The 26,354-nt window shown below is 37.5% G+C and carries 26 protein-coding genes, 1 pseudogene and 1 other annotated feature; of the genes and pseudogenes, 3 read left to right on the top strand and 24 right to left on the bottom strand.

Annotation, left to right across the window (positions count from 1 at the left end):
- Together C6Y02_RS16790 and C6Y02_RS16785 are read right to left on the bottom strand one after the other, a co-directional pair.
- Window positions 1-244 (bottom strand): T7SS effector LXG polymorphic toxin (locus tag C6Y02_RS16790; RefSeq protein ID WP_317615146.1); only part of this gene is annotated, 244 nt, incomplete at its 3' end.
- A gap of 151 nt (window positions 245-395) precedes the next feature.
- Window positions 396-1,631, bottom strand: a complete 1,236-nt coding sequence (locus C6Y02_RS16785) for a TerD family protein (RefSeq protein ID WP_106031749.1) — start codon at window positions 1,629-1,631, stop codon at window positions 396-398.
- Between the two features lie 161 nt (window positions 1,632-1,792).
- On the opposite strand from C6Y02_RS16785, the gene C6Y02_RS19555 reads away from it, so the two are divergent.
- Complete coding sequence (locus C6Y02_RS19555) at window positions 1,793-1,954, top strand: hypothetical protein (RefSeq protein ID WP_223256601.1); 162 nt, start codon at window positions 1,793-1,795, stop codon at window positions 1,952-1,954.
- A 51-nt stretch (window positions 1,955-2,005) separates the two neighbouring features.
- Here the strand turns inward: C6Y02_RS19555 and bglA are convergent, their stop codons facing one another.
- Together bglA and C6Y02_RS16775 are read right to left on the bottom strand one after the other, a co-directional pair.
- Window positions 2,006-3,445: a 6-phospho-beta-glucosidase BglA gene (gene bglA, locus C6Y02_RS16780; RefSeq protein ID WP_106031748.1), complete on the bottom strand. Its 1,440-nt coding sequence runs from the start codon at window positions 3,443-3,445 to the stop codon at window positions 2,006-2,008.
- Between the two features lie 9 nt (window positions 3,446-3,454).
- Window positions 3,455-5,353 carry a beta-glucoside-specific PTS transporter subunit IIABC gene (locus tag C6Y02_RS16775; RefSeq protein ID WP_106031747.1) on the bottom strand — a complete coding sequence of 633 codons (1,899 nt, stop codon included), beginning with the start codon at window positions 5,351-5,353 and terminating at the stop codon, window positions 3,455-3,457.
- Between the two features lie 154 nt (window positions 5,354-5,507).
- Here C6Y02_RS16775 and C6Y02_RS16770 point away from each other — a divergent pair, with 154 nt between their 5' ends.
- The gene (locus C6Y02_RS16770) at window positions 5,508-6,218 is read left to right on the top strand and encodes a GntR family transcriptional regulator (protein WP_106031746.1); all 711 of its coding nucleotides are present in this window, start codon (window positions 5,508-5,510) and stop codon (window positions 6,216-6,218) included.
- 90 nt (window positions 6,219-6,308) lie between these two features.
- Here C6Y02_RS16770 and C6Y02_RS19550 read toward each other — a convergent pair whose 3' ends face one another.
- From C6Y02_RS19550 to C6Y02_RS16710, 11 genes and pseudogenes are all read right to left on the bottom strand, one after another.
- On the bottom strand, window positions 6,309-6,392 hold the full coding sequence (locus C6Y02_RS19550) for a hypothetical protein (RefSeq protein ID WP_231135477.1): 84 nt from the start codon (window positions 6,390-6,392) through the stop codon (window positions 6,309-6,311).
- Between the two features lie 129 nt (window positions 6,393-6,521).
- A complete protein-coding gene (locus C6Y02_RS16760) occupies window positions 6,522-6,983 on the bottom strand; it encodes a hypothetical protein (protein ID WP_106031745.1) in 462 nt (153 codons plus the stop codon).
- Window positions 6,984-7,076: 93 nt separating this feature from the next.
- Window positions 7,077-7,583, bottom strand: a complete 507-nt coding sequence (locus C6Y02_RS16755; RefSeq protein ID WP_106031744.1) for an LURP-one-related/scramblase family protein — start codon at window positions 7,581-7,583, stop codon at window positions 7,077-7,079.
- Window positions 7,584-7,685: 102 nt separating this feature from the next.
- Complete coding sequence (locus tag C6Y02_RS16750; RefSeq protein ID WP_106031743.1) at window positions 7,686-8,423, bottom strand: ABC transporter permease; 738 nt, start codon at window positions 8,421-8,423, stop codon at window positions 7,686-7,688.
- Window positions 8,420-9,154 carry an ABC transporter ATP-binding protein gene (locus C6Y02_RS16745; protein ID WP_060597665.1) on the bottom strand — a complete coding sequence of 245 codons (735 nt, stop codon included), beginning with the start codon at window positions 9,152-9,154 and terminating at the stop codon, window positions 8,420-8,422. The genes C6Y02_RS16750 and C6Y02_RS16745 overlap by 4 nt, the downstream gene beginning before the upstream one ends.
- The gene (locus tag C6Y02_RS16740; RefSeq protein ID WP_223256600.1) at window positions 9,151-9,591 is read right to left on the bottom strand and encodes a helix-turn-helix transcriptional regulator; all 441 of its coding nucleotides are present in this window, start codon (window positions 9,589-9,591) and stop codon (window positions 9,151-9,153) included. The genes C6Y02_RS16745 and C6Y02_RS16740 overlap by 4 nt, the downstream gene beginning before the upstream one ends.
- A 465-nt stretch (window positions 9,592-10,056) precedes the next feature.
- The gene (locus C6Y02_RS16735; RefSeq protein ID WP_106031741.1) at window positions 10,057-10,905 is read right to left on the bottom strand and encodes an MBL fold metallo-hydrolase; all 849 of its coding nucleotides are present in this window, start codon (window positions 10,903-10,905) and stop codon (window positions 10,057-10,059) included.
- A gap of 90 nt (window positions 10,906-10,995) precedes the next feature.
- Complete coding sequence (locus C6Y02_RS16730; protein ID WP_060597667.1) at window positions 10,996-14,088, bottom strand: AAA domain-containing protein; 3,093 nt, start codon at window positions 14,086-14,088, stop codon at window positions 10,996-10,998.
- A 252-nt stretch (window positions 14,089-14,340) separates the two neighbouring features.
- On the bottom strand, window positions 14,341-14,922 hold the full coding sequence (locus tag C6Y02_RS16725; RefSeq protein ID WP_066031487.1) for an Imm64 family immunity protein: 582 nt from the start codon (window positions 14,920-14,922) through the stop codon (window positions 14,341-14,343).
- A 6-nt stretch (window positions 14,923-14,928) separates the two neighbouring features.
- A pseudogene (locus C6Y02_RS19545) lies at window positions 14,929-15,787 on the bottom strand (SAR2788 family putative toxin).
- A 1-nt stretch (window position 15,788) separates the two neighbouring features.
- Entirely contained in the window at window positions 15,789-16,712 is a 924-nt protein-coding gene (locus C6Y02_RS16710) for a S8 family peptidase (protein WP_106031738.1), read from the bottom strand.
- Window positions 16,713-16,955: 243 nt separating this feature from the next.
- Here C6Y02_RS16710 and C6Y02_RS16705 point away from each other — a divergent pair, with 243 nt between their 5' ends.
- Window positions 16,956-17,564 (top strand): restriction endonuclease, encoded by a 609-nt coding sequence (locus tag C6Y02_RS16705; RefSeq protein WP_066031485.1) that lies wholly within the window; start codon window positions 16,956-16,958, stop codon window positions 17,562-17,564.
- 271 nt (window positions 17,565-17,835) lie between these two features.
- Here the strand turns inward: C6Y02_RS16705 and C6Y02_RS16700 are convergent, their stop codons facing one another.
- The 9 genes from C6Y02_RS16700 to C6Y02_RS16660 all read right to left on the bottom strand — a co-directional run bounded on the left by C6Y02_RS16700 (window position 17,836) and on the right by C6Y02_RS16660 (window position 25,800).
- On the bottom strand, window positions 17,836-18,318 hold the full coding sequence (locus C6Y02_RS16700; protein ID WP_106031737.1) for a TIR domain-containing protein: 483 nt from the start codon (window positions 18,316-18,318) through the stop codon (window positions 17,836-17,838).
- Window positions 18,318-19,763, bottom strand: coding sequence for an SIR2 family protein (locus tag C6Y02_RS16695; RefSeq protein ID WP_223256599.1), 1,446 nt, complete (start codon window positions 19,761-19,763; stop codon window positions 18,318-18,320). Before C6Y02_RS16695 ends, C6Y02_RS16700 begins: the two co-directional genes overlap by 1 nt.
- 98 nt (window positions 19,764-19,861) lie before the next feature.
- Entirely contained in the window at window positions 19,862-20,851 is a 990-nt protein-coding gene (locus tag C6Y02_RS16690; RefSeq protein ID WP_106031736.1) for a toll/interleukin-1 receptor domain-containing protein, read from the bottom strand.
- 68 nt (window positions 20,852-20,919) lie between these two features.
- Window positions 20,920-21,399 (bottom strand): 23S rRNA (pseudouridine(1915)-N(3))-methyltransferase RlmH, encoded by a 480-nt coding sequence (gene rlmH, locus C6Y02_RS16685; RefSeq protein ID WP_034660583.1) that lies wholly within the window; start codon window positions 21,397-21,399, stop codon window positions 20,920-20,922.
- Between the two features lie 80 nt (window positions 21,400-21,479).
- Window positions 21,480-21,650, bottom strand: a complete 171-nt coding sequence (locus tag C6Y02_RS16680; protein WP_066031484.1) for a CxxH/CxxC protein — start codon at window positions 21,648-21,650, stop codon at window positions 21,480-21,482.
- A gap of 161 nt (window positions 21,651-21,811) precedes the next feature.
- Window positions 21,812-22,642: an energy-coupling factor transporter transmembrane component T family protein gene (locus C6Y02_RS16675; protein ID WP_034660585.1), complete on the bottom strand. Its 831-nt coding sequence runs from the start codon at window positions 22,640-22,642 to the stop codon at window positions 21,812-21,814.
- Window positions 22,633-24,348, bottom strand: a complete 1,716-nt coding sequence (locus C6Y02_RS16670) for an ABC transporter ATP-binding protein (RefSeq protein WP_106031735.1) — start codon at window positions 24,346-24,348, stop codon at window positions 22,633-22,635. The genes C6Y02_RS16675 and C6Y02_RS16670 overlap by 10 nt, the downstream gene beginning before the upstream one ends.
- 19 nt (window positions 24,349-24,367) lie before the next feature.
- Complete coding sequence (locus C6Y02_RS16665; protein ID WP_012011871.1) at window positions 24,368-24,925, bottom strand: ECF-type riboflavin transporter substrate-binding protein; 558 nt, start codon at window positions 24,923-24,925, stop codon at window positions 24,368-24,370.
- Window positions 24,926-24,939: 14 nt separating this feature from the next.
- Complete coding sequence (locus C6Y02_RS16660) at window positions 24,940-25,800, bottom strand: SAM hydrolase/SAM-dependent halogenase family protein (protein ID WP_034660590.1); 861 nt, start codon at window positions 25,798-25,800, stop codon at window positions 24,940-24,942.
- Between the two features lie 110 nt (window positions 25,801-25,910).
- Window positions 25,911-26,181 (bottom strand) — a binding site (T-box leader).
- Window positions 26,182-26,354: the final 173 nt, after the last annotated feature.

The following is a 26,354-nucleotide window of genomic DNA, read 5'->3' as shown; positions in this document are numbered from 1 at the left end:
AAACACCTTCATGAAAGGCTTTTTGCTTATCAATGAAGCTGATAAACATGTCTACATTTCCAGCCAGCTCTTTATAAAAGCTTTTAATGTTGTCGGCGCCTTTTCCAGTGAAATCATCACCGAGATTTGCCACACCTTGTAGTGCCTTTTTTAAATCTACCATTTGTTCACGGAGTTCCTGATAGTGTTTTGCCCTTGTGTCCGTGGCACTTGTTAGTGCTTTTGTATCAAGTATCTTGCCCAGAAGAAGTCACTCCCTCCATTATTGATCATAAAGTCTATTTTACCGTGTCCACCAAAACGGAAAAATAGGCTAATTGACATAAAAAATGGAATAGACTCACTATTTAACGGGCTAAAAAATAAGCTAAACAATGTCTAGCCATACATTCGTTTTATTTATAATCATTGACAGGTCCTTTATCCATCAAAACCTCAATTTCATTAGAAGACTTCAATTTTAATTTAGGTCTGCGCTCAGAGTTTGGTTTGCTGTAAAGCTCAAGTGGGCGGATGATCACACCATCATTTGTATTTTGAAGTATACCTGGCACACAAGAATAAATACGATCATTGTCATTGGCATGTTTGGCATGAATCGTCACAGACGTTCCTTGGTGATTATCGATACTCATAGATACTCTATATCTATAAAAGGAACCTGTTCCGTTTGATTGGGCAGAATAAACAACCGGAACGACAGCAAGGATATCGTCATTTAACCGTAGTTTAATAACTTCTGTTTTCATTGATTCATGGTCTCTACCGACATCTCCCATATGCTCAACAGCTCCGCTGCCGTAACTTTTGAGAGCAGGAATTCCTTTCGCACCAAACATAGCCACATCTACTTGCTTTCCTGACTTTGTGTAGACCAATGCATAAATATCATAATCGGTGCCGGACTCCCAAGATACTGTAGCTGTGATCTCAGGCGTTTTCTCGATTATGATCGGTTTATGACCTTTGTCTAGACTAATTTTACCCTGAACTTTCTCTAAACTGATAGGTGCAGCGACTTTCTCTTTAGCAGTTGTCTTCGTTTGAGCAGGGTCTTTAATTGGTTGTTTTTCAAGAGCCATTTGATGTGTAGAAATATCCTGTTCATCAGGTTCAACCTCTACACCATAAAGCTTGCATAGACCTTCCAGTCCAGAATCGAAACCACGCCAAATTGAGCGTGCTTTCGTGTCACCATTTCTTATATATAGCTCTACTACGACAATGCCCTTTTCATTTGTAAAGTTTACTGGTGTTAGATAAAACACCTCGTCACCTGTTCGAATTTCTGCTTGCAAATTCTTCACTTGAGAAAAGCCCGTTTCTTGATCTTCTGTTAATGTAATAGCCATCTTTGTGATTCCAGCAGGCACTTTGCTCATATCAAAATTCAATTGATGCCTTTTCAACTGACCTGATACCTCTGCTGGTAAAAGTGACGCTGCACCCGAAGCACTCTCTGGTTGATTGTAAAAAATAATGCCATGATCTCCTTCAACCTGATCTGAATCTGTTAAAAGAAACGCCGTTAAAGAAATATCAATTGCAGATGACACTCCATAGCTGATGGATACATGCCCCTTTGGAGAACTTAGTACGGTATTGGCTCCCATTTGCAGTGTTTGATTCATTTCAACAACTCCTATACTTTATCTACCATTTATCGTTTTTATAGATCAATTATACCAAATCATGTAATAGAACCTATTAATATCTTTATCTCTTTTCAACCTCTGCAATGATATGAGACAATGCTAACTAAAAACAAACCACTCCCGAAAGGAAAATCAATGTGTATAAAAGAATCATTCCTGCAGTTATGGTGATATTCGGCCTTTGGATTCTTCTTCAAATATCCTTGAACATCAAGATCTTTCACAATCCAATGAACTATTTTGTCGCCATTACTCTCTTTTTTCTTTGTATTCAGGCCCTATTAAAACATAAACGATGAAAAACCCGAACAAGCACATACTTCGCTCATCCGGGCTTCTCTTTTCCTTTGTTACACTTCTTCACCGTTCGTGGCAATGACGTTTTGGTACCAAGTAAAAGAATCTTTTTTGAGTCTCTTCATCGAGCCGTTGCCTTCATTGTCGCGGTCAACGTAGATCATGCCGTAGCGTTTTTTCATTTCACCTGTTGTGAATGACACGATATCAATGATGCCCCAAGGTGTGTAGCCAATAAGGTCAACACCGTCGTATTCAATGGCTTTTTTCAGTGCTTCGATATGAGAAGCGAGATATTGAATACGTTCTGGATCGTGAATAGAACCGTCATCTTCCACTTGATCTATGGCACCAAATCCATTTTCTACAATGAATAGCGGGATTTGATAGCGATCATAAAAACGATTCAAAGTATATCTTAGGCCTGTCGGGTCAATGGACCAGCCCCAGTCGCTTGATTTGATATAAGGATTGTCTACACCATGCGGCAGGGCTCCGTTGACAATATCTCCGTTGTTATCAGACACTGCATCACTTTTAACCGTTGTCGACATGTAGTAGCTAAAGCCAAGATAATCTACTTTCCCTTTTCTTAAGCTTTCTTCATCGCCTTCTTCAAACGGAATATGATAGCCTTCGCGTTCGAATTCTTTAAGTGCATAGTTCGGATAGTAGCCCCGAACTTGTACATCTGGGAAGAAATAGCGTTGTCTCATATACTCTTCAGCAAGCATGACATCCTCTGGATTTGAGGAATATGGATAGATTGGTACGTGAGAAACCATTGCTCCAATTTGAAAAGCAGGATTGATTTCTTTGCCTTTTGCTACTGCCCACGCACTTGCAAGTAATTCATGATGTCCTGCTTGATACATGATTTCTTTGGCATTTTCGCCTTCTTTGACTGATACCCCTGAATTTGTCCAAAGGAACAGTGGGTTGTTGACATCCATTTTGTTATTGATTTCATTAAATGTCATCCAGTATGTGACTTTGTCCTTGTATCGATTGAAGCACACTTCTGCGAATTTCGCGAAATACTCAGCGACTTTTCGGCTTCGGAACCCGCCGTATTCTCTTGCCAAATGAAGCGGCATCTCAAAGTGAGACAGTGTAATCACAGGCTCGATGCCATGCTTGAGCAGTTCATCAAATACATCATCATAGAATTGTAAACCAGCTTCATTCGGTTCAGCTTCATCTCCCTTTGGGAAAATTCGGCTCCAGCCGATGGATGTACGCAGGCATTTCAAACCCATTTCGGCAAACATCGCGATATCTTCCTTGTAACGATGGTAGAAATCGATCGCTTCATGGTTCGGATAAAATTTGTTGTCTTCTATCGTCTCAGTAATTTGTCTCGGTACTCCGTGAGCACCAGCTGTCATTACATCCACAACACTTGGGCCTTTTCCTCCTTCATTCCATCCACCTTCGAATTGATGTGCAGCTAATGCTCCGCCCCATAGAAAATCTTTTGGTAATGTCATTATTTATTCCTCCTATTTTACAATTGTAATCATGACGTCCGTTGGCTGACATGTCGATTGTGCTTCTACCATCACATCTTCATACGCTTGTGTATTGGTGATGATAACCGGTGTGACTGTTTTTAATCCTTTGCTTTCAATGGCTTCTTGATCAAATGTCATCAACAAGTCACCCTTCTTCACCTTGTCACCTTCTTTGATGTTAAGTGTAAATGCTGAACCATCTAAGGAAACCGTATCAATTCCTACGTGAACAAGTAACTCCACACCAAATTCTGAACGAAGTCCAATGGCATGCTTTGTTGGTGCAAGCATGACAACACTGCCGTCAAACGGTGCATACAGCTTATTGTCTGTCGGTTCAATGGCAAAGCCTTTGCCCATCGCCCCGGAGCTAAATACGGCATCCGGTACTTCAGATAATGTGAGCACTTTTCCTGCAAGTGGTGCAGTGATTGTTTCTTCATTGTTCATCGAAGCATTCTTTTTTTCTTTATCTTGATCTTTGACAGTTGTTGTTCCGGCTGTCTGCTCCACTGTATCTTCCCCATAACCAAACATTTGAATGAGCACAACTGGTAAGATCAGCGCAATTGTGACACCAATTAAGATACCGATGATCGATGTTGGATAATCTGCACTAATTCCGTTCACAATTGTCAGCGGACCAGGCAAACCTGCATACGCAAAGTAATAAGGCGTGAAGAAGCTGGCAACGATGGCACCGGCTGCTCCAGAAATACATCCGAAAATAAACGGCTTTTTAAAACGTAAGGTAACACCGTAAATCGCAGGCTCCGTAATTCCGAAGAGTCCCGTGATTCCGGCTGAGACTCCGACTTTCCGAGTTTCGCGGTTTCTTGCTTTTAAAATAACTCCTAACACTGCGCCGACCTGAGCGATAACAGCGATGGTTTGATATGCCTGGAAGGAGTCACGTCCATATTGTTCAAAGTTGGCGAGCACCATTGGCGTAATGCCCCAGTGAACGCCGAATATGACAAGCACTTGCCAGAACCCACCGATAATAGCGCCTGCTAAAGCTGGTACATTTTCTGCTAAGATGTTGTATCCGTTTGCAATCCCATTTGCACCCGCTGTTGAAAGTGGACCAATTAATAGAATGGTTAACGGAACCATGACGACCATACAGAGAAATGGTACAAATAACGGTTTGACCACCTCGTGAATCCGTTTGTTTAAAAATCTCTCTACATATGAAAGAATCCACACGAGGAACAGCGGAGGCAAAACGGATGACGTATAAACAGTTTCAGATAACGCAATGCCTAAAAAGGTAACGCCTTCACCTGAAGCCACACGCCCAGCAATTTCTGTCCAAGCTGGACTGACAAGCGCTGCTGTACACGCTACTGCGATATACATATTCGTTTTAAAATGCTTAGCTGCTGTGATGGCAATAAAGATTGGCAAAAACGTAAACGGTGCCCATGAAATGAAACTAAAGACTTCATATGTTCCCGTTTTCGAAAAGCTTGGAAATAACAAATTAATGAGGATAAGTGCACCTTGTAAAATACCAGCTGCAGCCAAAATATACACAAAAGGCGCAAACACAGCGGACATGGTCGCAATGACACGGTTCAGTACCGTTCCCTTGTTTTCATTAGGCTGGTCATCATCCGACGATTGGAGCTGAACAAGGTTGGAAAAATGCTCGTATACTTCACCAACATGCTGGCCGATGACGACCTGAAATTGACCGCCGTTTTCCACCACGGTAATAACACCAGGCATGGCGTTGACTGCTTCCTTGGCCTTTGGATTCGAACGTTTCAGTACCAAACGCAGACGCGTGGCGCATCTTGCGGCACTCACCACATTTTCTTCTCCGCCAACTGCCTCTAAGATGTCTTCTGCAAGCTTTTGATAATCCCTCACTTTTGACATATAACCCCCCCTTTATCACTACTAGTATATGTATATTATAATTATACCGGTACAATATATCAATACATATATAATTTTGATTAGCATATCAAAGGAAAATCGGTATGTGCTATAATACAAAGACAATAAATCGTGAAAACAAAGAGGAATGGCTATGTTAAAGTATCAACAAATTGCGAGCGATATTGAAAAATATATTGTCACCCATGAGCTGCAGCAAGGGGACAAGCTTCCTGTACTCGAAACCCTCATGAGCCAATTTGCTGTGAGCAAAAGCACCATTATCAAATCATTAGACTTACTCGAAAGAAAAGGAATTATCTATCAAGTGAGGGGCAGCGGCATCTTTGTTCGAAGACACAGGCGCAAAGGCTACATCAGCCTTTTATCCAACCAAGGGTTTAAAAAAGATTTAGAGGAATTTCAACTGACTTCAGAGGTTTTAATGCTAGACACCATCAAACCGTCCGAAGAAGCTGCGCTTAATTTGAATATTGAAGAAGATGAGGATGTTTTTTACCTCAAACGCATCCGTTACATCAATGGACAAACCTTATGTCTAGAAGAATCCTATTACCGAAAAACCATCATTCCCTATCTCAACAAAGAAATTGCTGCCGATTCTGTTTTTAAATTTATCAGTGAAGGCCTTGGACTCAAGGTCGGCTTTTCCGATATGTACTTACAAGTAGGAAAACTGAATGAAACCGAAGCAAAGCACCTCGGCCTTAAACAAGATGATCCCGCTCTCCGCGTCGAGACCGTCTTTCATCTCACAAACGGCCAGCCTTTCGACTTCTCGAAAATCACTTATAACTACATGCAGTCCCAATTTTTTATTCAAGCGAATAATTATTATGGGTGATGGATGGAAAAATCTTCCTGAGACAATCAGGAAGCTTTTTTGTCGTATGAAGAAATGTCGCATGATGAATGTTTTGCCGAATATGAGGCATCACCCGCTCACCTCATCAATTAATGAAAGACCGTTTCGATTCCGCCGCAGCAATACAATCCCTAATTCGGATACGAGCTTCACAATGTTATGACTCACGCCAGACTGTGTCAGCCCAAGTTTCTCCTCGGCTTTTAAAACTGCCGGATTCGACGACTGTTAGAAATATTTTGTATTGGAATGTGATCAGTTTGCTTATCTCATATGTTAATCTCACATTAAATCTTGGCAAAACCTACTGCTCGATATATCTTTGATCTTTCGATTTAAATGGCTTTCTACCAACTGAAAACATTTTTCCTGAATCAATGACCGTTTATGCGTGTCTAGTTGTTCTTTTTCATCACCATGCACATCTTCATCTTCCTCTAACTGAAAATCAGTTAAGTCCATTTTGTCATGAACATGAGTTTTAATAAAAACATGAGCATTGTGAAAATCGTGCATATGCTCTACTAAAGAAGAGATCGTGGTGATAAAATCATCGAATGTTTCTTCTTCAAACGTTTTTTTGAGATCGAGATTACTATGGACATCAATTGAAATGTAATTATATCTTTCATCCAGTTCTTCTTGGGTAGCTAGAGGATTATCGTGAGTCGTTGCTTTTCGATTTAAATCTGTAATGGAGAAATAAATGGTGATTTCTTTTTTATCGAGAAATTCATCTCCCATATTTCTGCGTCTCTTAATCTTAATATGCGGGTTAGGTTGTCCAACTTTTTAAACCCTCCATTGTTATTCATCTATTTCTAAAAAATGATGATCTTAATTCGTCGGTGTCGACGAAGAAGACCTAGACGCTGCCTCATCAGCCTTCACACAATCAATCGCAACAACCAGTGCAATCATTACAGGCTCCATCTCTTCTTTCAAAATATCAACCTTATAGCTGTCACCCCAAGTAAACCATTCCTTCTTCACCTGACCAATCACTTCGCCGTTCTGCAGCACTTGGAAATTCATATCCCACCAGTTGCCTTGTACTTCTACACCAGCAGCATCAATTGAATATTTTGCTTTAAAGAACGTAAACTCTTTTTTGATCGTCAATACCTCTTGCCCACCAACTTCTACTAAAAACTTTGGTAAAAAGCTAAACATTTTCTTCGTAATCACGGCGATTTCTTCTCGTTCTGTATTCAGAATGGTGAACGTCTTCGGCATCTTCATAAAGCTGCCCTCGACCACATACACATCGTTCTCCTGCTGATCCTTTACCGTAAACCTGCCGCTCAGACTAAATACTTTCTGCTTCATGTAAAGCTGTTTCATATGTACCTCCCTCTACTAAATGACAACTTCATTAAAGTTTATCATACAGAAAAAGGCCCAGATAACCCAGCTGTAAATTTCTTCACCAAAAACTGTATCAAACTAAGCGTTTTCCCCATTCATTTTCTTTTTAAAAGCAAAAATGGCGATAGCTACAATAACACCTGTATATCCAATTACCCACCAAAGATGCAGTAAAATTGATGCATAGTCTCCAGAAAGTGCGGCTCTGCTAGCGTCTACTGCGTGAGCAAATGGAAGTGCGTACGCAATATCTTTGAACCAGCCTCCAACTAAATTCAAATCGAACCATGTACCACTTAACCATGCGCTCATATTCGTTAGTAGCGCTCCACAAATACCACCAACCTGCTTGTCGTTAAATATACTCCCCACTAAGAGCCCTATGCCGATAAATAGTAAAGATGTTGGCAAAAGGACAAGAATGGATAACAAAAAATTGGAATTAAAAGGTAATCTTAAGAAAAGTGCTGCGATAAAGCTAATGATAACTTGAACAATTGCTATCGGTATGAGTGGGACAATATATCCTACAATGTAGTCTGAGGCAGAAAGAGGTGTAGTAAACAATCGCATCAAAAATGATGTACTTCGATCTTTAGCTATTAACATTCCAGAGAATAGTGAGATAAAAGAAAGCCCGAAGACGGCTATGCCAGGAATTAGTTTATCAATGACAAATAAATCAGTTGGAACATTCGCTTGAATAGCATGAAGCAAAAATAAGATAACTAACGGGAAGCCTATACCAAATGCTAAGTTTAAAGGATCTCTCAAAATCTCTTTACGATTACGTGCAGCAAAGGCTAGTGACTTCATCTGGTGACCTCCTCATTGGTAGCTAACGAAATAAAGGCATCCTCAAGTGATTTGGTGTTGGTACTTTCCATCAATTCAGCTGCTGTTCCAACTGCCTTTAATTTTCCTTTCGCCATCGTCCCTATTCGATCCGAAAGGGCTGCTGCTTCCTCCATATAATGTGTCGTGAGAATGATGGTCATGCTCCCCTTTAATTTCTCAATAGTACTCCATAGCTCACGCCTTGCGATGACATCGAGACCGAGAGTAGGTTCATCAAGAAAAAGGATTTTGGGGTCTGTAATGAGTGCCATTGCAATACTAAGTCTTCTTTGCATTCCTCCAGATAAGGTTTTAGCCTTCATTTTAGATACCTCCGTCAGACTAAACGTACCAAGCATTTCCTCGACTTTTATATCAACCGTTTTCTTGTGGAATCCGTATATTTGAGCGATTAATTCAAGATTTTCTTTAACGGATAAATTAGGAGCTATTGCCGTTTCCTGTGGTGAAACATTAATCTGTTCTTTTACTGCATAGGGATTAGAAACAATACTGTTACCAAGGATCGTTGCATCACCGGTAGTAGGGATGCTAAGACAGGTCAACATCTTGATCGTTGTCGTTTTACCTGCACCATTCACTCCAAGTAAAGTAAAAAGCTCGCCTTGTTCAATTGAAAGATTAAGAGAATCGACTGCAATCTTTTCTTCGAATTTCTTAGTTAGATTCTTTGTTTGAATAGCAATCATTCCTCATCATCCTCCTGATCTTCCTGTGCCTTATATATATCGTCAGCAAACTGCAGGAAGGCCTCATTTTTTACAATGGCGATTCCTTGAGCTTCATCGCCCAAAATCAACAGGCTGTCTCCAGGACTGATGCTGAATATCTCCCTCGCTTTTTTAGGAATGACAATTTGCCCGCGTTCACCAACCTTTACAAGTCCAAATATGTGTTTTCCTTTTGGTTTCACCCCTACCTCTTCTGTACCATCCACATTATTCACGAGATCATCCAAAGCAACGCCATATATTTCAGCCAAAGCCTTACAATTGTTGATATCCGGCACAGTTTCTCCCGATTCCCATTTCGCAACAGCTTGCCTTGAAACACCAATTTTCTCAGCCACTTCTTCTTGTGTAAACCTGTGTATTTTTCGCATTTTTTTCAAATTCATATTGATCATGTTTTTCACACCCTTCAATATCATTATATAAGACTTATTCCGATCATCTACCAACTGAACATGACATCAGAAGTTATCTTCAATTTACATTTGGCTAAATGCCTAAGTTTAACCCAAAAAAGCCACCTCGAAATTAAGTGGAGGGGACTTTTTTGGTGTGTAATCGAATAAAGGAACTGAGATTCATATGTTTAATCACATATACTAATTTTTAATTCTGCTACAACACCTTTTGCTAAAGCTAATAAGGGAAGTAAGAATGGCTTGGAAAATCGGTATTCCCCCACGCAAAGCATCACTAGATAAGTATAGTAATGTTATCAGTGAATAAAAAGAGGAACTATGAAAAATGTCTGTCACAGTTTGTGATGCAGAATATGTTGTAGGTTTGCCATAGAAAATAAAAAAGTCTCGTTTGAGGGAAATCACTCAAATGAGACTTTTTTGTTTAGTTTCAGCAATTATTTAATAACCATTTACAAAGTAAGCAATGGTTTCTAATTCATCTTCTTTCAGTTCTCTGTTCACGTAATTTTGATATTCTATCGTGATTTTCTGCTTATCTCCACCACAAAGATCGGTATATTTCGCAATCATCCTAAGCTTGTTTGTTTCCTGACGAAACTCCTCTTTTGTCCACGGTCTTTGATGTGAAGGAATATACATATCAGCATCAAAACCATCTAATTCATTTAAAAGTCGCAATGTTTCCTTCATCGTATAATGTACTTTTTCGGCATACATTTTCGGATAAATGCAATCACCAAGAAAAAGGATTTTCTCTTCTTTCACATACACGATGACTGAATCTGCGGCATGATCGCCTCCAACAAGTTGCACGACACACGTGACCCCGCCAAGATCGATCTCCATCCGACGGTCAAATGTCACATCCGGTAAAACCACTTTAATATCTCGATGATCCTGATATTCTTCCTTGATGGCCTTCGCACAGAACTCAATCTCCGTTCCTTCCCTCACCCGCTCATCAATCGCCTCATCTGACCACGAAAACGGAAGCAGCTTCTCCATTTCACTTCTTGTCTTTGCAGAAGCAATCGAAAGCGAATCAGGCAGCGCTGGCAGACCAAAGATATGATCCCAATGCCAATGCGTGAGGACAACCATATCAGGAGTCAAGTTCTCATGTTTTAACGTTTCTTTGATAAAGTACTTGGCATGTTCTTTCGAGTTACCAGCATCAATCATTAATGTCTTGTTACTGCCCACAACCATACCTAGAATGGGGCGGTCGGTGAGTGATATTGGTGTGATGTAGGAGAAGGTTTGGCCTATTTTTTTGATTGTGTGCATGGTGTGCCTGCTTTCTTAGATTGTATATTGAAGTACTACTTACGCAGCTGGTTACAAGCCAGTTGTACGTATATGTTATAAGTTTGAAATTCACTTATTATTATAGTCATTAATAATTGAAATAGTCTTGTTTGCAACGTCACTTCCAAGAGATGCATACAATTTCTTATCACCAATAATATAAAATTCTTCTTTAGCTCGAGTGGCCGCAACATTCATTATATTGGGCTCTGAAACAGCCCATTTTGCTGCTCCACTGCTATTTGAATCTGTTCCTAGGACAAAATAGACAATTTTCGCTTCTTTTCCTTGAAAAGTATGAACAGTACCTACATTTGTTGGTTTACCGTCTTTTCGTTTAGTAAAGCAAATTTCATCTAAAACTCTTGTAATTTGATAAGCAACATTTCTAAAGGGAGATATTACATAGATATCATCAGCTAAATCTGTATTTGCTTGTAATTGCTTAGTAATTTGGTTTTTTAGTAACTCAGCTTGTTCTTTAACATATTTGTCATTCGCCTTTCCAACACAATGAAGCCACTCTGATGTCCCTTGCACCTCATCTTCATTTTTACCTTGTACCATTAAACCATCATAAGAAATTTCATTAGAAATCGTGAACATTGGATAGTTTGAACGTCTATGTACCCACAGTGGAATACCAATCCATTCGTCTTCGTTTTTTTGGAATCCATACTGACTAGTATCATCTACTATTGTTTGAGTGGATGCATTAGCAGATACAAATTTTTCGTCTACATTATAGTGTCTTCCAATCAAAGTTAAAACATTTGGATCTAAATTTAATACAGGCTTTATTTGTGAGGGGTCCCCTACAACCATTACTTTTTTACTTCTAAAAATTGCTCCTACACTAGCCTGCGGTAATGCTTGACCAGCCTCGTCAATGAATAAGTTGCCTATTGAATTTTCCTTGAGGTTTTTAAACATTCGACCAAAACTTGCAAAAGTAGTACTAATAACTGGCACAGCGAAATTGATCCATTGCCATGCTTCTGAAATTAACTCATGGCCATTCTCTTTCGCAATGTAATTTGATTGTTTATTCCAGATAATCCTTGCTGCCCTTAAATTTCTTACATTCTCAGAGAGGAATTGCTTTCTCACTTTTAATGCCGAAATAAATAATTCTGATTGTAAAATACGAAACTCCTTTGTAAACCAAGGATTAGACTTTTGGAGTTCTTCGTATGATAGAGAAAAGTCTATTTCCTTAATTTCACTTTGTGATTTGTTCTTTTCAAATGCATCAATTTCTTTTTTCATTTTTCCCAGATCATTATCCTTAGCATTCACCCATCGTTCAAAGGTAGATTTTCTTTCCATCATTTGTTTTTGAGTATGCTCTTTTTTAACAGCATTTTTCGCTAGATGATTTTCAAGCTGTCTATAATCATTTGTAAGTGTTGTTTTTTGTTGAGTTAGATCATTTAAGTGTTCATTCACGCTGCTTAGCTTTTTGAAATAATGTTCGACTTTAGATTTATTAAATATTTTCTGAAACCATAAAAAACTAGGCTTTTGTGAAGTAAGAACATGATAATTTCGTTCAGCTTGTACTTCTGCCCTTGATAAATTTTCAAGTTCAACAGAAACATTAGATAAAACTTTTTGAAATTTTAATTCCTCTTCTCTAAGTCTCTCTAATTCAACTTTTGCTTCTTTTTCATTACTAGTCAAAACTTTATGTTTTTCTTTTTTCTCATTTTCAAATTCTTTAACTTGATTTATATAATTGATATTTAGTTTTCGTATTTTATATAATTTTTGGCTATATTTTTCTACTTTATCTCTTTCAACTTTTAATTTATTATAAAGCCGTTTGAATTCCTGATATACTCCAGTATTCGATTGATCATCTTCCTCTAAATCTTTTTCAATTGCCTCTATATTGAGAAGCAATTTATTCATGTTGATTGAATTTCCACCTTCTAATGAAAAAACACCCCAATTTTTATCATTGAGCAGTTCACTTATAATGTATCGATCTTTCCCAAATCCTTCTCCTGTTAATTGAGAATTAGAAATATCTTTGAAATAATTTGCTTTCTCTAATTGATCTTGAAAACATTTTGGAATCTCTTCTTTCACCGGTAATTCATTAACGATATTTTGGACTGCTCCATTATTTGAACTTGCCACAATAATATTTTTATCAGAAATAGATCGTGGTAAAACGCCAAGTTTAGCATTTTGCCAATAGGTCAGACTGCCTTGAATCACTTTATTAGAAAGATTTGAAATAGCTAGTGCCTGTTGTACGACTAAATCAGCAAAAATATCCTTCAACAATGTTGTCTTGCCTGTTCCTGGTGGGCCGTTAATACTTCGGATATCGTTTTTGTCGTTTAAAGCTAAATTGACAGCTGCTTGTTGCATAAAATAGAGTGCATAATCAGGGTTTGATGGAAAACGTCCTAACGGATAATATTTTGGTTTTAAAGCAATTTCCTCAAAAATATAAGCGTTAAAATGTTCAGACTCTTTATGACTGTCTAGATTTCTTCTATTTCCAGTAAACCCGTTAAAATATCTGTTTATATTTTCAGTATCAATTAACTTTGCCATTTTTAAATCTTCAATAAAGAAGGAATGTAGATTAATATCCTCATTATCCAGATGTCGTATGAATTTATAACGGAAATTATCTATTGACACATGATACTTTTGTATAAGTTCAGAAAACACATTATGAAAACCCTCTTCAAATTTTCGATCTAATTCTTCTCTAAATAAAGTTTCAACTTTTAAGAAATCATCAGGTAAATGGCCATGTTCGCGGATATAACCGCTCATTGTTAAAAATAATTTATCAGCCACTAGGTTGAGTTGATGATCAAAATATAAAGCGAAAGTAAATTTTTCCGAATTACTTATTTCCTCATAAGTTTTCTCAATATTATATTTTTCTCTCAAAATATCAACAACTTCTTGGAAATTGAAAATACCAAAGTAAAATACGATTCCAGACTTTTTAAAGGCTTTATCTAACATATTATTTTGTTGTTTTTGATGAGATAAAAAATTCATAAAGAATTGTTGCCAATCTTTTTCAATACGATGAAATGTCTTTAATAATTTGCCACTTTTATTAATTGAACCTTCTGCTAACTGCTCTATTGTAATCCATGCATTTAGAATATCTTCCTTTTTATTCATGCTATATCTCCTGTTATCGAGCATATTTAAATATCGACAATTATACTTTTGAATAGTCTTTGAGTCTTTAATATTAAATAATAACATACTTTTCCAGTGTAACTCAATTCCATATTGTAGTTAATATGAAGCAGCAAAATATCAACTAAACATATTTCAAAATTTTTTTATAATAGCCTTTCTTAGATGGTTTTATTACGCCATTAAATAAATAAAGCGCCATTCAATAGAATTGAATGACGCTTGCTTGATCTATAAATTAACTAATTCTGTTCTCTTTTTTTGAGCAGATAAACCATCCATTCCAACAGAACCATAATAAATAGCTAATCTATGTCCTTTACCAATAATCCCAACTGGATAATCAGCTTCTCCAATGAAACCTTCAAAGTCATCTGGATGGACATCAACTTCAATTTCATGGCCAATGAACGCATGATGATAAGAGAGATCCTGATAAAGTTCGATTAAAAACTGTAGCATTTGATTTTGAAGAATAAATACTTCTTGAGAGGCTACTTCTTCCCAGTTAAAATCTAGTAAGAAACCAAAGTATCCATCTTCTATATGAATTGTTAATCTTACTGGTTTAGAGCTATTTAATAGATTTAATACTTCAAATTCTGTATAGTGACCAGACAAATATGAATCTTCGATGATATTTTTACTTATACTTTGTTCAATCCAATTTTCTCCATCTGTATCTATACTATACTTTACTTTTTTAAAGGACACGTCCCTTTTTTTTAAGGAATTTACGAAAGACTGAAACATTTGAATATGATCATTTTCACGAAAAACAACACCAACATTTACAGATCCACCTATACCCATTATTAATCACCTCTTAACTATTAACTCACCGATTCTAATATAGTTATTTTTTTGTTTCGTTGAGAGCTTATAACCAGTAATAAATTCACCGTTCTGCTTGAAAAATGCAGCTTTATTCCCCCTTAAATGCATCATAACGTAACCTGATTGTCCACTATGCTTTGTTCTATATACATGACTTGAACGACTTACGTGGTTTCTTAGAGCTGTTTCAAATTTTTTTGCATTTGCCTTGCTATAAGATCCTTTTACACCAAAATCAACAGCATGTTTAAATTTCTTTTGTAGCTGCACAGATTTAAACGTAACTGCAGTAACAGCTCTTAAAATTTGACTTCTTGTATACATCTTAAAAGCAATCTTAGCAGAAGTTCTGATAATCACACCTAATAATAGCTGGTAAAATAGAAGCCTCAATTTCTTCAGAATTAACAGTGTATTTTTCACCAGAGTCTTTATCTGTTAAGGTAGCTTTAAACGTTTCATTATCCGCCTCTTCAACGGCAATGTCATATTCTTTGTTAATAAGTTTACCATTTTCATCAATAATAGATGACGTAAAGTTCATTTCTTCCGTTTCTAAGCTCATTTCAAGGTCACCCTTAACTTCAAGATCTTCTGAGTTAAAGGTAGTTTCAATATGAAGTGATTCTTCTTCTAAGTCAATTAAATTAATATCCAATTCATCAGTATAATCAATATTTAATTCATCATAGACTTCCTGCTTAATCTCATCAAACTGATTTTCTAACAATTGATTATTTACTTCATTACTTTCACTAATTGCTTCGGCTTGATTTATTGGTAAATTTACAATTACCATCGCAGTCACTATTAATATAGTTATTATTTTTTTATAATTCATTTTAGGCTCCTTTATGATTATAGATTAATAATCCGTTCCCTTGCTCATCATCATTTAAAGATTGAACTTTTCGGGATTCTTGTTTCAACTTTTTCATAAGTTCATCAACATTTAACTTCTTAGATTTACTCAAGTAATCCTGAACATACAGTGAAGTTACACCAGTAACATGTGCGGCTGCAAAGGAGGTTCCAGTAAACAAACTATATTCCCCCCTATGATTAGTAGAGAGTATATCAACTCCTGGTGCAATATAATCTATCTTTCCTCTTGCCGCTGAGCTTGGCCTTTTAAGATTTTTTTTAATAGAATTAACTGATATCACATTTGTGTATTTCGCTGGATACTCTACACCAGTTCCATATGTATTTCCTGCTGCAGCTACTATAATTATTCCATGTGACACTGCTTTATCAATGGATGACTTTAATTTAGCTTTATTAGTAACTACACCTGAACTGATATTGATTATATGTACACCTTCTTTTATGCTCCATTCAATACCCTTTATTAAAGATTCAACATCTCCTTTACCTTGTTGATTTAAAACCTTAACATCATAAAGCTCCACACCTGAATGATTGTAACTTGTTATACCTTTATTAGATTGTCTTGCTCCAATGATTCCTGCCACGGCAGTGCCATGACCAAAATCATCGGTGACAGGTCTTTTTGGAGTAACAGCATTATATTCCTTTTTAACAATACCTTTTAAATCCTGATGTTGTTGATTAATACCACTGTCTAAGATAGCTATTTTAACTTTAGTTCTTCCTTCGCTTCTTCCACTGTTCATCATATATGGATCAAGCAACTTAATATTCCATTGGACTTTTATGTCTTCACTGAAGTTAGCTTTCTCACTCTCTTTATTCGTATTGTTTAAGTTATTAAATACAAAAAAAACAATTAAGAAAACTAACACTATTATACTAATTATAAACGTGTAAATTTTTATTCTTATATATAAAACCTCCTATTCATGACTTAAGAATCACTTAACTTCAAATATATGATAACTTATCGTAATGGAAAATTCAATATTTTTATCCATAATTAGTTATTTAATGAACGTAATTATTAACTTAATTACTTTTTCAGCTTAATATATTAAAGGGGTTAGTTAAACGGAGATTTACTTCTATTAACAGATTACGGTAGGGAATTAATGATTAATCCAGATTCAAACATCAATGATTTTTGGAATAATCAGCTTCCAAAGGAAACTTCAGGGAAGTTGCAATCACTAGAGGCCCCATTCGCAAGTACACATTACGAGGCACTCAATTCGTTAATTAAAGCTTATGATGAGTATTCAATTCATTTAAGAAAATATCTTAAGTCATTACTAATGAATATGAATCCCTATAATTTCGAGTCGTTAGTAATACAGGTATTAGTACAAGTAAATGAGGCACCCTACGGTGAAGTTACTAAAAAAAGTGGCGATGATGGTATTGATGGTCTACTATATAGAACCTTACTCAAACAAGGAGAAATACTCGTTCAAATTAAAAGATATTTAGAAAATAATCTAGTAGGTGAACAAGATATTCGGGATTTTATTGGAGCATGGAGCCAAAAACATAACACTGGTGCTTACTTCGTCACTACCTCTAGTTATACGAATAAGGCAAAATTAAAAAGTGAAGAACGCTGGATCATACTTATTGATGGGAATCAATTAGTTGATTTAATGATTAATCATCAAATTGGGTTAAAAGAAACTAATGATTTAAAGTTCTGTTTAACCCCATCATTAGAATTATTTGATTAATTTTAAAAAGGGATGAACCATGTTCACCCTTTTTAGATTGGGTTTAATTAGTTTTTTTAAAATTAAATGGTAACTAATATTTATGCGCAAAAACCCCATTCACTTATGATAAGGCTCACCGTGATGTATCTAAATGAGGTTTCTTGATATTAAACATAGCCAAATACATCTCCAACATTATTGAAAAGCCTTTTACTAAAAAGAAAAACACCATCAGGTTGATGGTGTAAACTTAAGTTTCAGTTTTTACATACCTAAATTAATAATTAGGTTATCTACCTGCAATATCTGCAGCTTCTTCAATCCAATCAGAAAAATTTTCGTAACCCTTGTCCAAATCCCAATAGTAAGTATTAAATACAGTTGAAGCTTTCTTTTGTTTCCCATCAACAGTTATATAATAATTATCTAGAGGATTATCTCCTTTAGTATCCTTTTCTCCATCTTGATTTTTTAAGCGGTGAATGTAAATTCCTAACAAACCATTACCCTTTTCAATACTCTTTTCAATTTCATAATTTACCCATTTTCTATTTGATGTCTCTTTTCCAATAAGTACTACAGTAACAGAAGTACCTTTTAACTGTTCGTCTATCCAGCCACTAATTGCTTTATCACCTTTTCTTTTTACTTCTTCCCATTCTGCTGCATCCAAATAGCCCTTAATTGCTTGGGTTATGTTAGAGTTTCTAACCTGCCCAGCTCTCCATGCATCTCTTTCGTAATGAAGACTAAAAAACACCTTTCTCGCCATTATACCCGCTTCCTGATTCTTTCAATTATTGCAATTACCTCGTCAATAACATTTTTCGGATTGGTCTCTTTCTCCAATACATCTAACGAATCCTGTAAGTACCAATACCTTTTTAGGTCGCTTTTTACTTCTTTATAAATCGCTTCTGTTACATAACCTGTTGAACTGATAGGTATAATGTATTTTCCAGTATCTCTTGCAATGTGGAATTCTTCTAACATTCCATTTGCATGAACTACTTCACCATCCACTAACTTATTACCAAATAAGAAAATCATCACACCCGCATCGTCTATCATTTCTTTTCTATACTCCGTCCAAAGCTCTTTTAGCGACTTTTCTCCCGAAGCTGATTTAGGAAATGGACGTAATGTTAGATATTCATTAATTTTCTTTCCCTTATTCTCAAATATTTCTTCAAGTGCACCATTTATTACATAACTGCCTACTCCCAAGCCGAACCCCGATATAATATGGTGGTTATTAGCAACAAGAGACTTAGAAAGATTATGTAATAAGCCTTTAGCTTCCTCGACAGAGTAATTCCCATAATTTTCGGCGCTACCAGAAATAAATACTTTATTTACTTTAAACTTTTTTTCAATATTGATTAATATATTTGTAATATCTGTGTACTCTTCAATAAGAACTGAATTAATACCATATCTTTTAAGGTCTCTGATTTTCAAATCTTGCTTAACCCTGTCGTAATTAAATTCTTCCTCATTAATGGAACCATCGGGATTTTTGTATCGACTATCCGACCTATTAACTCTTCTAAAGAAGCAGTAATGATTTTTAGGACTGTTTCCTAGTAAGTCTACACGAATTTTACTTAAAATTTGTTCTAGATTTGGGTCTTCAAAGCTAAAACCTATAAATATAAAAGTTTTAGATATAAGTTCACCTTTAAGTTGTGTGGTAAATAAAGTTCTTTCACTGTCATATTTTTCATAATCATCTCTCGTTATAACAGCATCATCTGGAAATTCCTTATCACCATGCATTTTATAAACAACAACATCCCGGTTAGGCTTATAATTTTTCATCTGACTTTGGCTAATTTTTTTATCTACTGTTTTTCCTTTATCACCCAAAGTATCTTCAATAATCGAATCATAGTTTGTAGTCCAATAAGTATGAATAGGTAGTCGAGATAAAATATCCATATTTACATTTCTTTCTGCCGTTCTTTGAAACTCTTCTACAATCGCCTCATTGATAGTTTGTCTACCATTTGCATTAAAATGATATTGAGCTACTGAAACTAAATCAAATTCTTTATTAATATCCAAGTCTAATTCAGAAGCAACATCACTAAGCAATCCTCGCCAATCAACAAAACCTGATCCCCTCGAAAGTCCTGCTCCGGCAAAAATAGCTAAGTTATTATTACGAAGTTCTTTTAATACTGCTTTTTCAAACATTGCTATAGATATACTCATAATAAACTATCTCCTAATTTATTTACTAATAATAAGGAAGCTAAAAAATATAAAACTCAACTTTACAGTAACAAATTTCAATAAACCAAATTTATCGCTTAAATTGAATTGTCCGATATTTTCTTTATAATCAAATTAACAACTTCACTTGTAGTTGTGTTTCTAAAATCAATATATCCCGTTGTAGGTAAAAGACCTGGAACCTCTGTATCATCAAGCCTTAAAGGTAAAATATACTCTTGATTTTCCTTCAATGCTTTTGCCTGAGCTGCTTGTCGTTCGAAGTTTGGCCAGTGCTCTTTTGCATAACTTTTTGAAACTATCATTAAACAATATTTTGCCCTTTCTCCGTAAATCTCACTTAAATAAGCATACAAATCTTTTCCCCATAAATTAGATTTTTCGAAATTATCATAGAATACTCTCTTACCTGAATTAGTTAAAAATTCTGCTATATCCTCAGCTATTTTCCTATCCTCTCCTGCAAATGATAAAGCAATATCATAATTTCTTTTATTGGAATTTGATAATTCCCATCTAATATCATCAAATTTTACCCACAAATTTTCACTGTTTTCTATAATTATATGTGATAATGTAATAAATGGTGTATGGAACTTAATATCCTCAATTGTTCCATTAGTTAATACGGGAAACTCCTCTTCATGAAGATCCAGAACTGATAAAATAATTTCAGCCTCGCTTATTTCGGAACGATTATTGTTATTAGCATTTTTTATACATTTGTCTATTATTAGGTATCGGTAATTACTATTTTCTTTTACAGAGTAATTATCAACAAAATAAGGATCACGCACTTTAAAATTACTATCATTATCTAATGTTCTCTTAATATCTTTAATTGCTAATATAGAGTTACCACCATACTTATCAATTATTTCTGCAAAATCGGCGTACATTGTGATTAATGGTAATAACAAATCTGAAGGAAAAAAAGCCATATTTCTTTTATAGCAAATTTCTTCAGCATTCATTAAAATATTTAGGGCATTTCCACTTATAGAGAAACCCCTTTTTTTCACAAAATAAATTAAATCTGCTTTTAATTCTGCTTTAACTTTTTCCAAATAACATTCCCTCTTTTTAATTATTTAAGTACTAATAAATATAGTTAATATAGGAATTTAATTCCTACTTACTTATGATAAGGCTCCCCCCGCACAATCCGAAACGCTCGATAAATCTGCTCCACCAGCACCAATCTCATCAACTGATGCGGGAACGTCATTTTCGAAAACGACAGTTTCTCATTCGCACGCTGCATGACGGCGTCGCTTAATCCGAGGGATCCGCCTATGACGAAACATACCTTGCTTTTTCCGTATGTTGCCAGCTTATCTATTGTATCGGCTAATTCTTCGGAACTTTTCATTTTTCCTTCGATGGCGAGGGCGATGACGTGGGCGTCTGGGTTGATTTTGCTTAGGATGCGTTCGCCTTCTTTGTCTTTGATGATTTTCATGTCTTGATCGCTGAGGTGTTCGGGTGCTTTTTCGTCTGCGAGCTCAATGATGTCGATTTTCGCATAGGCTTGTAATCGCTTTGTGTATTCCGCTATGCCTTGTTTTAAATATTTCTCTTTTAATTTTCCTACTGTGATAATTGATATATTCACAGGTCATCCCCACCTTAAGAACAAGTTATTCATATAAGTTATCAACAATTGTGGATAAAATTTGTGTATTTTGTGTCCGATCATTCGTTCCCCACTATATATATTGCAGGTTCATCGCACAATTCACAGGTTGTGGATAAACTGTGTGTATGTTCGATTTTTCTGAATTCTGGTGGCTGTTCGTGATCATCTATGTACATGTCTAATACGGTTTCTATGTGTTCTGCACAAGCATATAATGTTTTGTTCATAAGTTTCTTATTCCTCCAATATGTTGTCTGGTTATTCACAAGTGTTTCGCTCATTGTTCAATATAACCGATTTATTCACATGTTAATAGTCTTTTGCCATTTCCCACACCTTTTATCCACAAACCAAACAAAGAAGCCTCCACTTCTGTGAAGGCTTCTTTCTATAAAAATGGATTATAAAATCTTGTTCCTCTAACAAATGTAATCACTAGCGACACGATGAGTACCACACCAACAAACAATAACGCAGCATAATCTGCTTTTTGAAAGTCTTTCGCCGTGAACCATGTGCGCTTTTTATGCTTTCCAAATCCGCGCAGCTCCATCGCATTGCTGATCGTTTCAATCCGCTCCAAGCTGGAGAAAATGAGCGGCATCACAATCGACAGCGCATTTTTAATCCGTTTCCCCAGTTTTTCATTCTTCGATAAATCAATTCCTCTTGCTTGCTGAGAAATCGCTATCGTTCGAAAATCCCGCTGAATATCTGGAATATAGCGTAAGGCAATCGCGACAGCATAGGAAATCCGGTAGCTGACCCCGATTCGGCTGAGCGATGAGGCAAATTCACTTGGATTCGTTGTGACGATAAACAAAAGCGCTGCTGGCATGACGGTCACATATTTCAGCGTAATATTCAATTGATAGAAAAGCTGTTCCAGTGTGACGTTGTACCAGCCTGCAATATGAAACAGCTCATGCTTTGCTCCGTAGATGGCGACTCCTTGCTGGGGCGCAAAAATGTAAATGGCGATGTTGTTGATGACTAGGAAAATCGCCAGGACAATCACCACGAAGGAAATATCACGAAATCGCACGTTCGATAGCTGAAAGAATACGATACTGGCGGCTAGCATAAAGACTAAAATGCCTGTATCATACGTGAGCATCGCTGCGGATGACCAGAGGATAAAGCAAATGAGTTTGGTTGCCCCTGTCAGCCGATGAATCGGCGACGGGCGATCGATATAGGACAGCATGTCTACAGCCATGTCATTCGTTCCTTTCTGTCAACCTCAATGAAGCGATCCACGAGTTCATTTGGATTCGGCCAGTCTGCTTTCAGCGCCAGTTCATACAGCGACGTTTCCTTTAAGCTCGCCTTTTGGACAAGCAGCTGATCTGTCAGCACTTTGGCTGGGGTATCATCTGCGATTTTTTCTCCATCTGAAATGACAATGGTTCTTGTCGTGTATTCGAGCATCAAATGCATATCATGGGTGATCATGAAGATCGTGACACCCTGCTGATTTAATTGCTCTAAAAACGTCATCATCTCTGTGTAATGTCTAAAATCCTGTCCGGCGGTTGGCTCATCTAAAATGATGATTTCTGGCTCTAATACAAGAATTGATGCGATGGTGACGCGTTTTTTCTGTCCGAAGCTGAGGGCTGAAATCGGCCAGTTCCGAAATGGATATAAGCCGCATACTTTTAGAACCCGCTCCACCCGTTCTTTGATGTCGTCTTCCTTTACGCCTCTTAAAACGAGACCGAGTGCGACTTCATCAAAGATCATTTGTTTTGAAATCATTTGATTTGGGTTTTGCATGACAACGCCGATTCGTTCAGAACGCTGTTTGATTGTGTCTCCTGTGATGTCATCGCCATTCAGATGAATTGTCCCTTTCGTTGGCTTTTCAAACGCGCAGAGCACCTTGGATAGTGTCGTCTTGCCTGCGCCATTGGCTCCTGCGATGCTGATCATTTCTCCTTTTTTGACGGTAAAGGAGATGTTGCTCAGCGTGTTTGGTCTTGTCGGATAGTCAAAGCTCAGCTCACGCACCTCTAGTAAATCCTGCGCTGTAATCTGCTCTACTGACGGCTCAGACGCTTCCATCCACTGCTCGATTTTCTCTTTTTCCTCGTCATTTAAGGTGAGATGCTGTAAATTAGCTATCTGATCTCCCGGTGTAACTGGAATGCCTGCATATTTCATGGCCTTTACATATAAAGGCTCGCGCAAATATGCCGCTTCTAATACATTTGAGGCGAGCAATTCATCTGGTGTCATATCCGCTGCAATCGTGCCGTCATTGACGACGATGATGCGGTCGACATGACGGAAGAGGACGTCCTCTAACCGGTGCTCGACCATCACGACCGTTTTTTTCGTTTCTTTTTGCAGTCGATCAATAAGATCGATCACTTCTTTGCCTGTAGACGGATCAAGGCTTGCAAGTGGTTCATCAAACAGCAAAATGTCGACATCGTTGACAAGTACGCCCGCAATGGCGACACGTTGTTTTTGACCGCCTGACAGCTCATGCACGGACGATGCCAGCTTGCCGTCTACCTCTGTTAATCTTGCCGCTTCTTCGACACGTGTTTTCATTTCTTCGCGTGTGACTTGATCATTTTCAAGAGCAAACGCGATGTCTTCTCCAACGGTCAGCCCGATAAATTGTCCATCAGGGTCCTGCAGCACCGTTCCGACGAGCTGTGAAAGGGAGAAAATGTTCTCTTTCTCTGCATTTTTCCCGCCGATGTGAAGACTTCCTTCCATAGAACCTTTATAAGACGCAGGAACTAGCCCATTGATACAATGGGCTAGCGTGCTTTTTCCCGATCCAGACGGGCCTGCGATGAGGACTTTTTCCCCTTCATAGATGGTCAGGTTGATATCTTTCAATGTCGGTTCTGCCTGACTGCGATACTTGAATCCGAAATGTTCGAATTGAATCATCGGTTTCTTCATTTATGTGTTCCACCTTGCTTCATGATGTTTCTTTCGATAGACTGCCGCTTTTGCTTCTCGTTTTCGCATAAGCCGCAATGATGATGGTTCCTAGTACACCGACTGTGATGATGTTCGAGATCCCTGCCACGATGCCTTGAACAAATACTTTGTTCGCAGGTTCTGCATAGATCACAATGTCGAGTACAGGAGCAATGACAAACCAGCCTAATGCCTGCGCACCTGCTTGTACGGCGTTGAAAAGCGTGATCTTCTTCCAGCCAAAGTCGCCCTCTTCTACTTTTAAACGGTTAGAAATGAAGCCAATCAATAACCCAACAACACCTGAAACGATAATCCAGCTCCACCAAGGGCCGAATGTGGTGGCATCTTTAATGAGATGACCAATAAACCCAATCAGTGCGCCTGCAACAGGACCAAAAAGCACAGCCATTAATGCAAGGAATGCGTACGATGTCTCAATTTGTGTATTCGGAATCCCAGTTGGAATGGAGACGAAGCGTCCTAAAATGACAAAGACGGCTGCGCCAATTCCGATGGCAACGACAGTTTTCGTTGAAAGTTGTTTACCTGCCATGATGTTTCCTCCTCTTATTCGTATATAATGCGCGGAGCTTTGCGAATCGAAAGACGCCAGCCTGTGCCTGTACCGATGTTATAAGCCTTTGCAAATGACCCTTGATTGATCGCCACGCCTAAATGATCGAGTGAATTGACATATACGAGTGGTTCGCCTACCTTTAAATCGGCAAAAGATCGTCCATAGGTCATGATATTTTTATACACATTTTTCGGCCCGTTGGCAATGGTAACTTCTATTGCATCGCCGTAATTAATTGAAAGCTGTTCAAATAACGTGTGATGAATGTTTGTCCAAAGGTTTCCGAACCTCACATCTAAAATATCAATCGTTCCTGTGATGACTTCTTCTTTCGCATAAGCCTGTACGACTGGAAGGTGAATAATATCATCAATATTCGCCTTTGGCCCAACCTCTTCAAAAGAAATCACACCTGAAGCGATTCTCGCCCCTGTATACGCGTAAATGTCTCTCCCATGGAATGTATGTGATTTTCCCGACTTCGGCAGCCGGTTAATGGTTTCATCTAAATAACGGGCTTCCACAATGCCAATATCCTGCGCGACGTGCGTGAGTGTCCCGTTATCTGGGGTAATGATATAGTGCGAGCTGGTGGTTTTGACGACAAGACTCTTTCTTTCTGACCCAACGCCTGGGTCAACAACGGAAACGAATACCGTCTCTTCCGGCCAGTATGTGACGGTTTGGAGCAGGCGGTAAGATGCCTCCCAAATGTCATACTGCGGTATATTGTGTGTTAAATCAAAAAGGCGGATCCTGCTGCTCACCGTATTTGCCACTCCGTACATTGCGCTGACTGCTCCATCATCAATGCCGAAATCTGATTGTAAAACCAATGCATGTTCACTCATGTCAATCTCCCTTTCATTTGAAAAAATGGATGTGGTGTTTCACGTGGAACATTTGAACATTTGTATGAAAAAAGTGGACAATAAAAAATACCCCATCCTTATCTTTGAATCATAAGGACGAGGTATTTGTCTCGTGGTACCACCTTTATTTACTGTTTGCTCGCGCTAAACAGCCTCTACAAGTACAAAGCTCCAATCTGGCTCATATACTGTGGTTTTGATAACGAGTACCAACTCTCGTCGTGTCCTACTAATATCATAGATATGTTCAGCACGAGGCTCAGAGACCATTTTTCGAATCATTATTTTTGCTTCTTTTCAGCTGCCGAAGCTCTCTGTGGAAAAATTGATGATTGTACTTTCTCTCGTCATTGCCTGTTTAACTATCTTGAATTAAAGCTATCATACATGATGTTTTTTGATAAATCAAGATATTTTTCTGAACATTTTCAAAAGTGAGTCAACTGATGCTGGAAGAGTCTTCTTTTTATAAAATTTAAACAAATGTTAAAGAGCGAGATATGGTGTCTTTTCTTTCTAGCGGTATAATAAAG

It is taken from the genome of Bacillus sp. NMCC4, from assembly GCF_002998555.1.
Classification (GTDB): domain Bacteria; phylum Bacillota; class Bacilli; order Bacillales; family Bacillaceae; genus Bacillus.
Note: the sequence above shows the minus strand (reverse complement) of the source record. Positions and strands in the feature narration are given on the sequence as shown.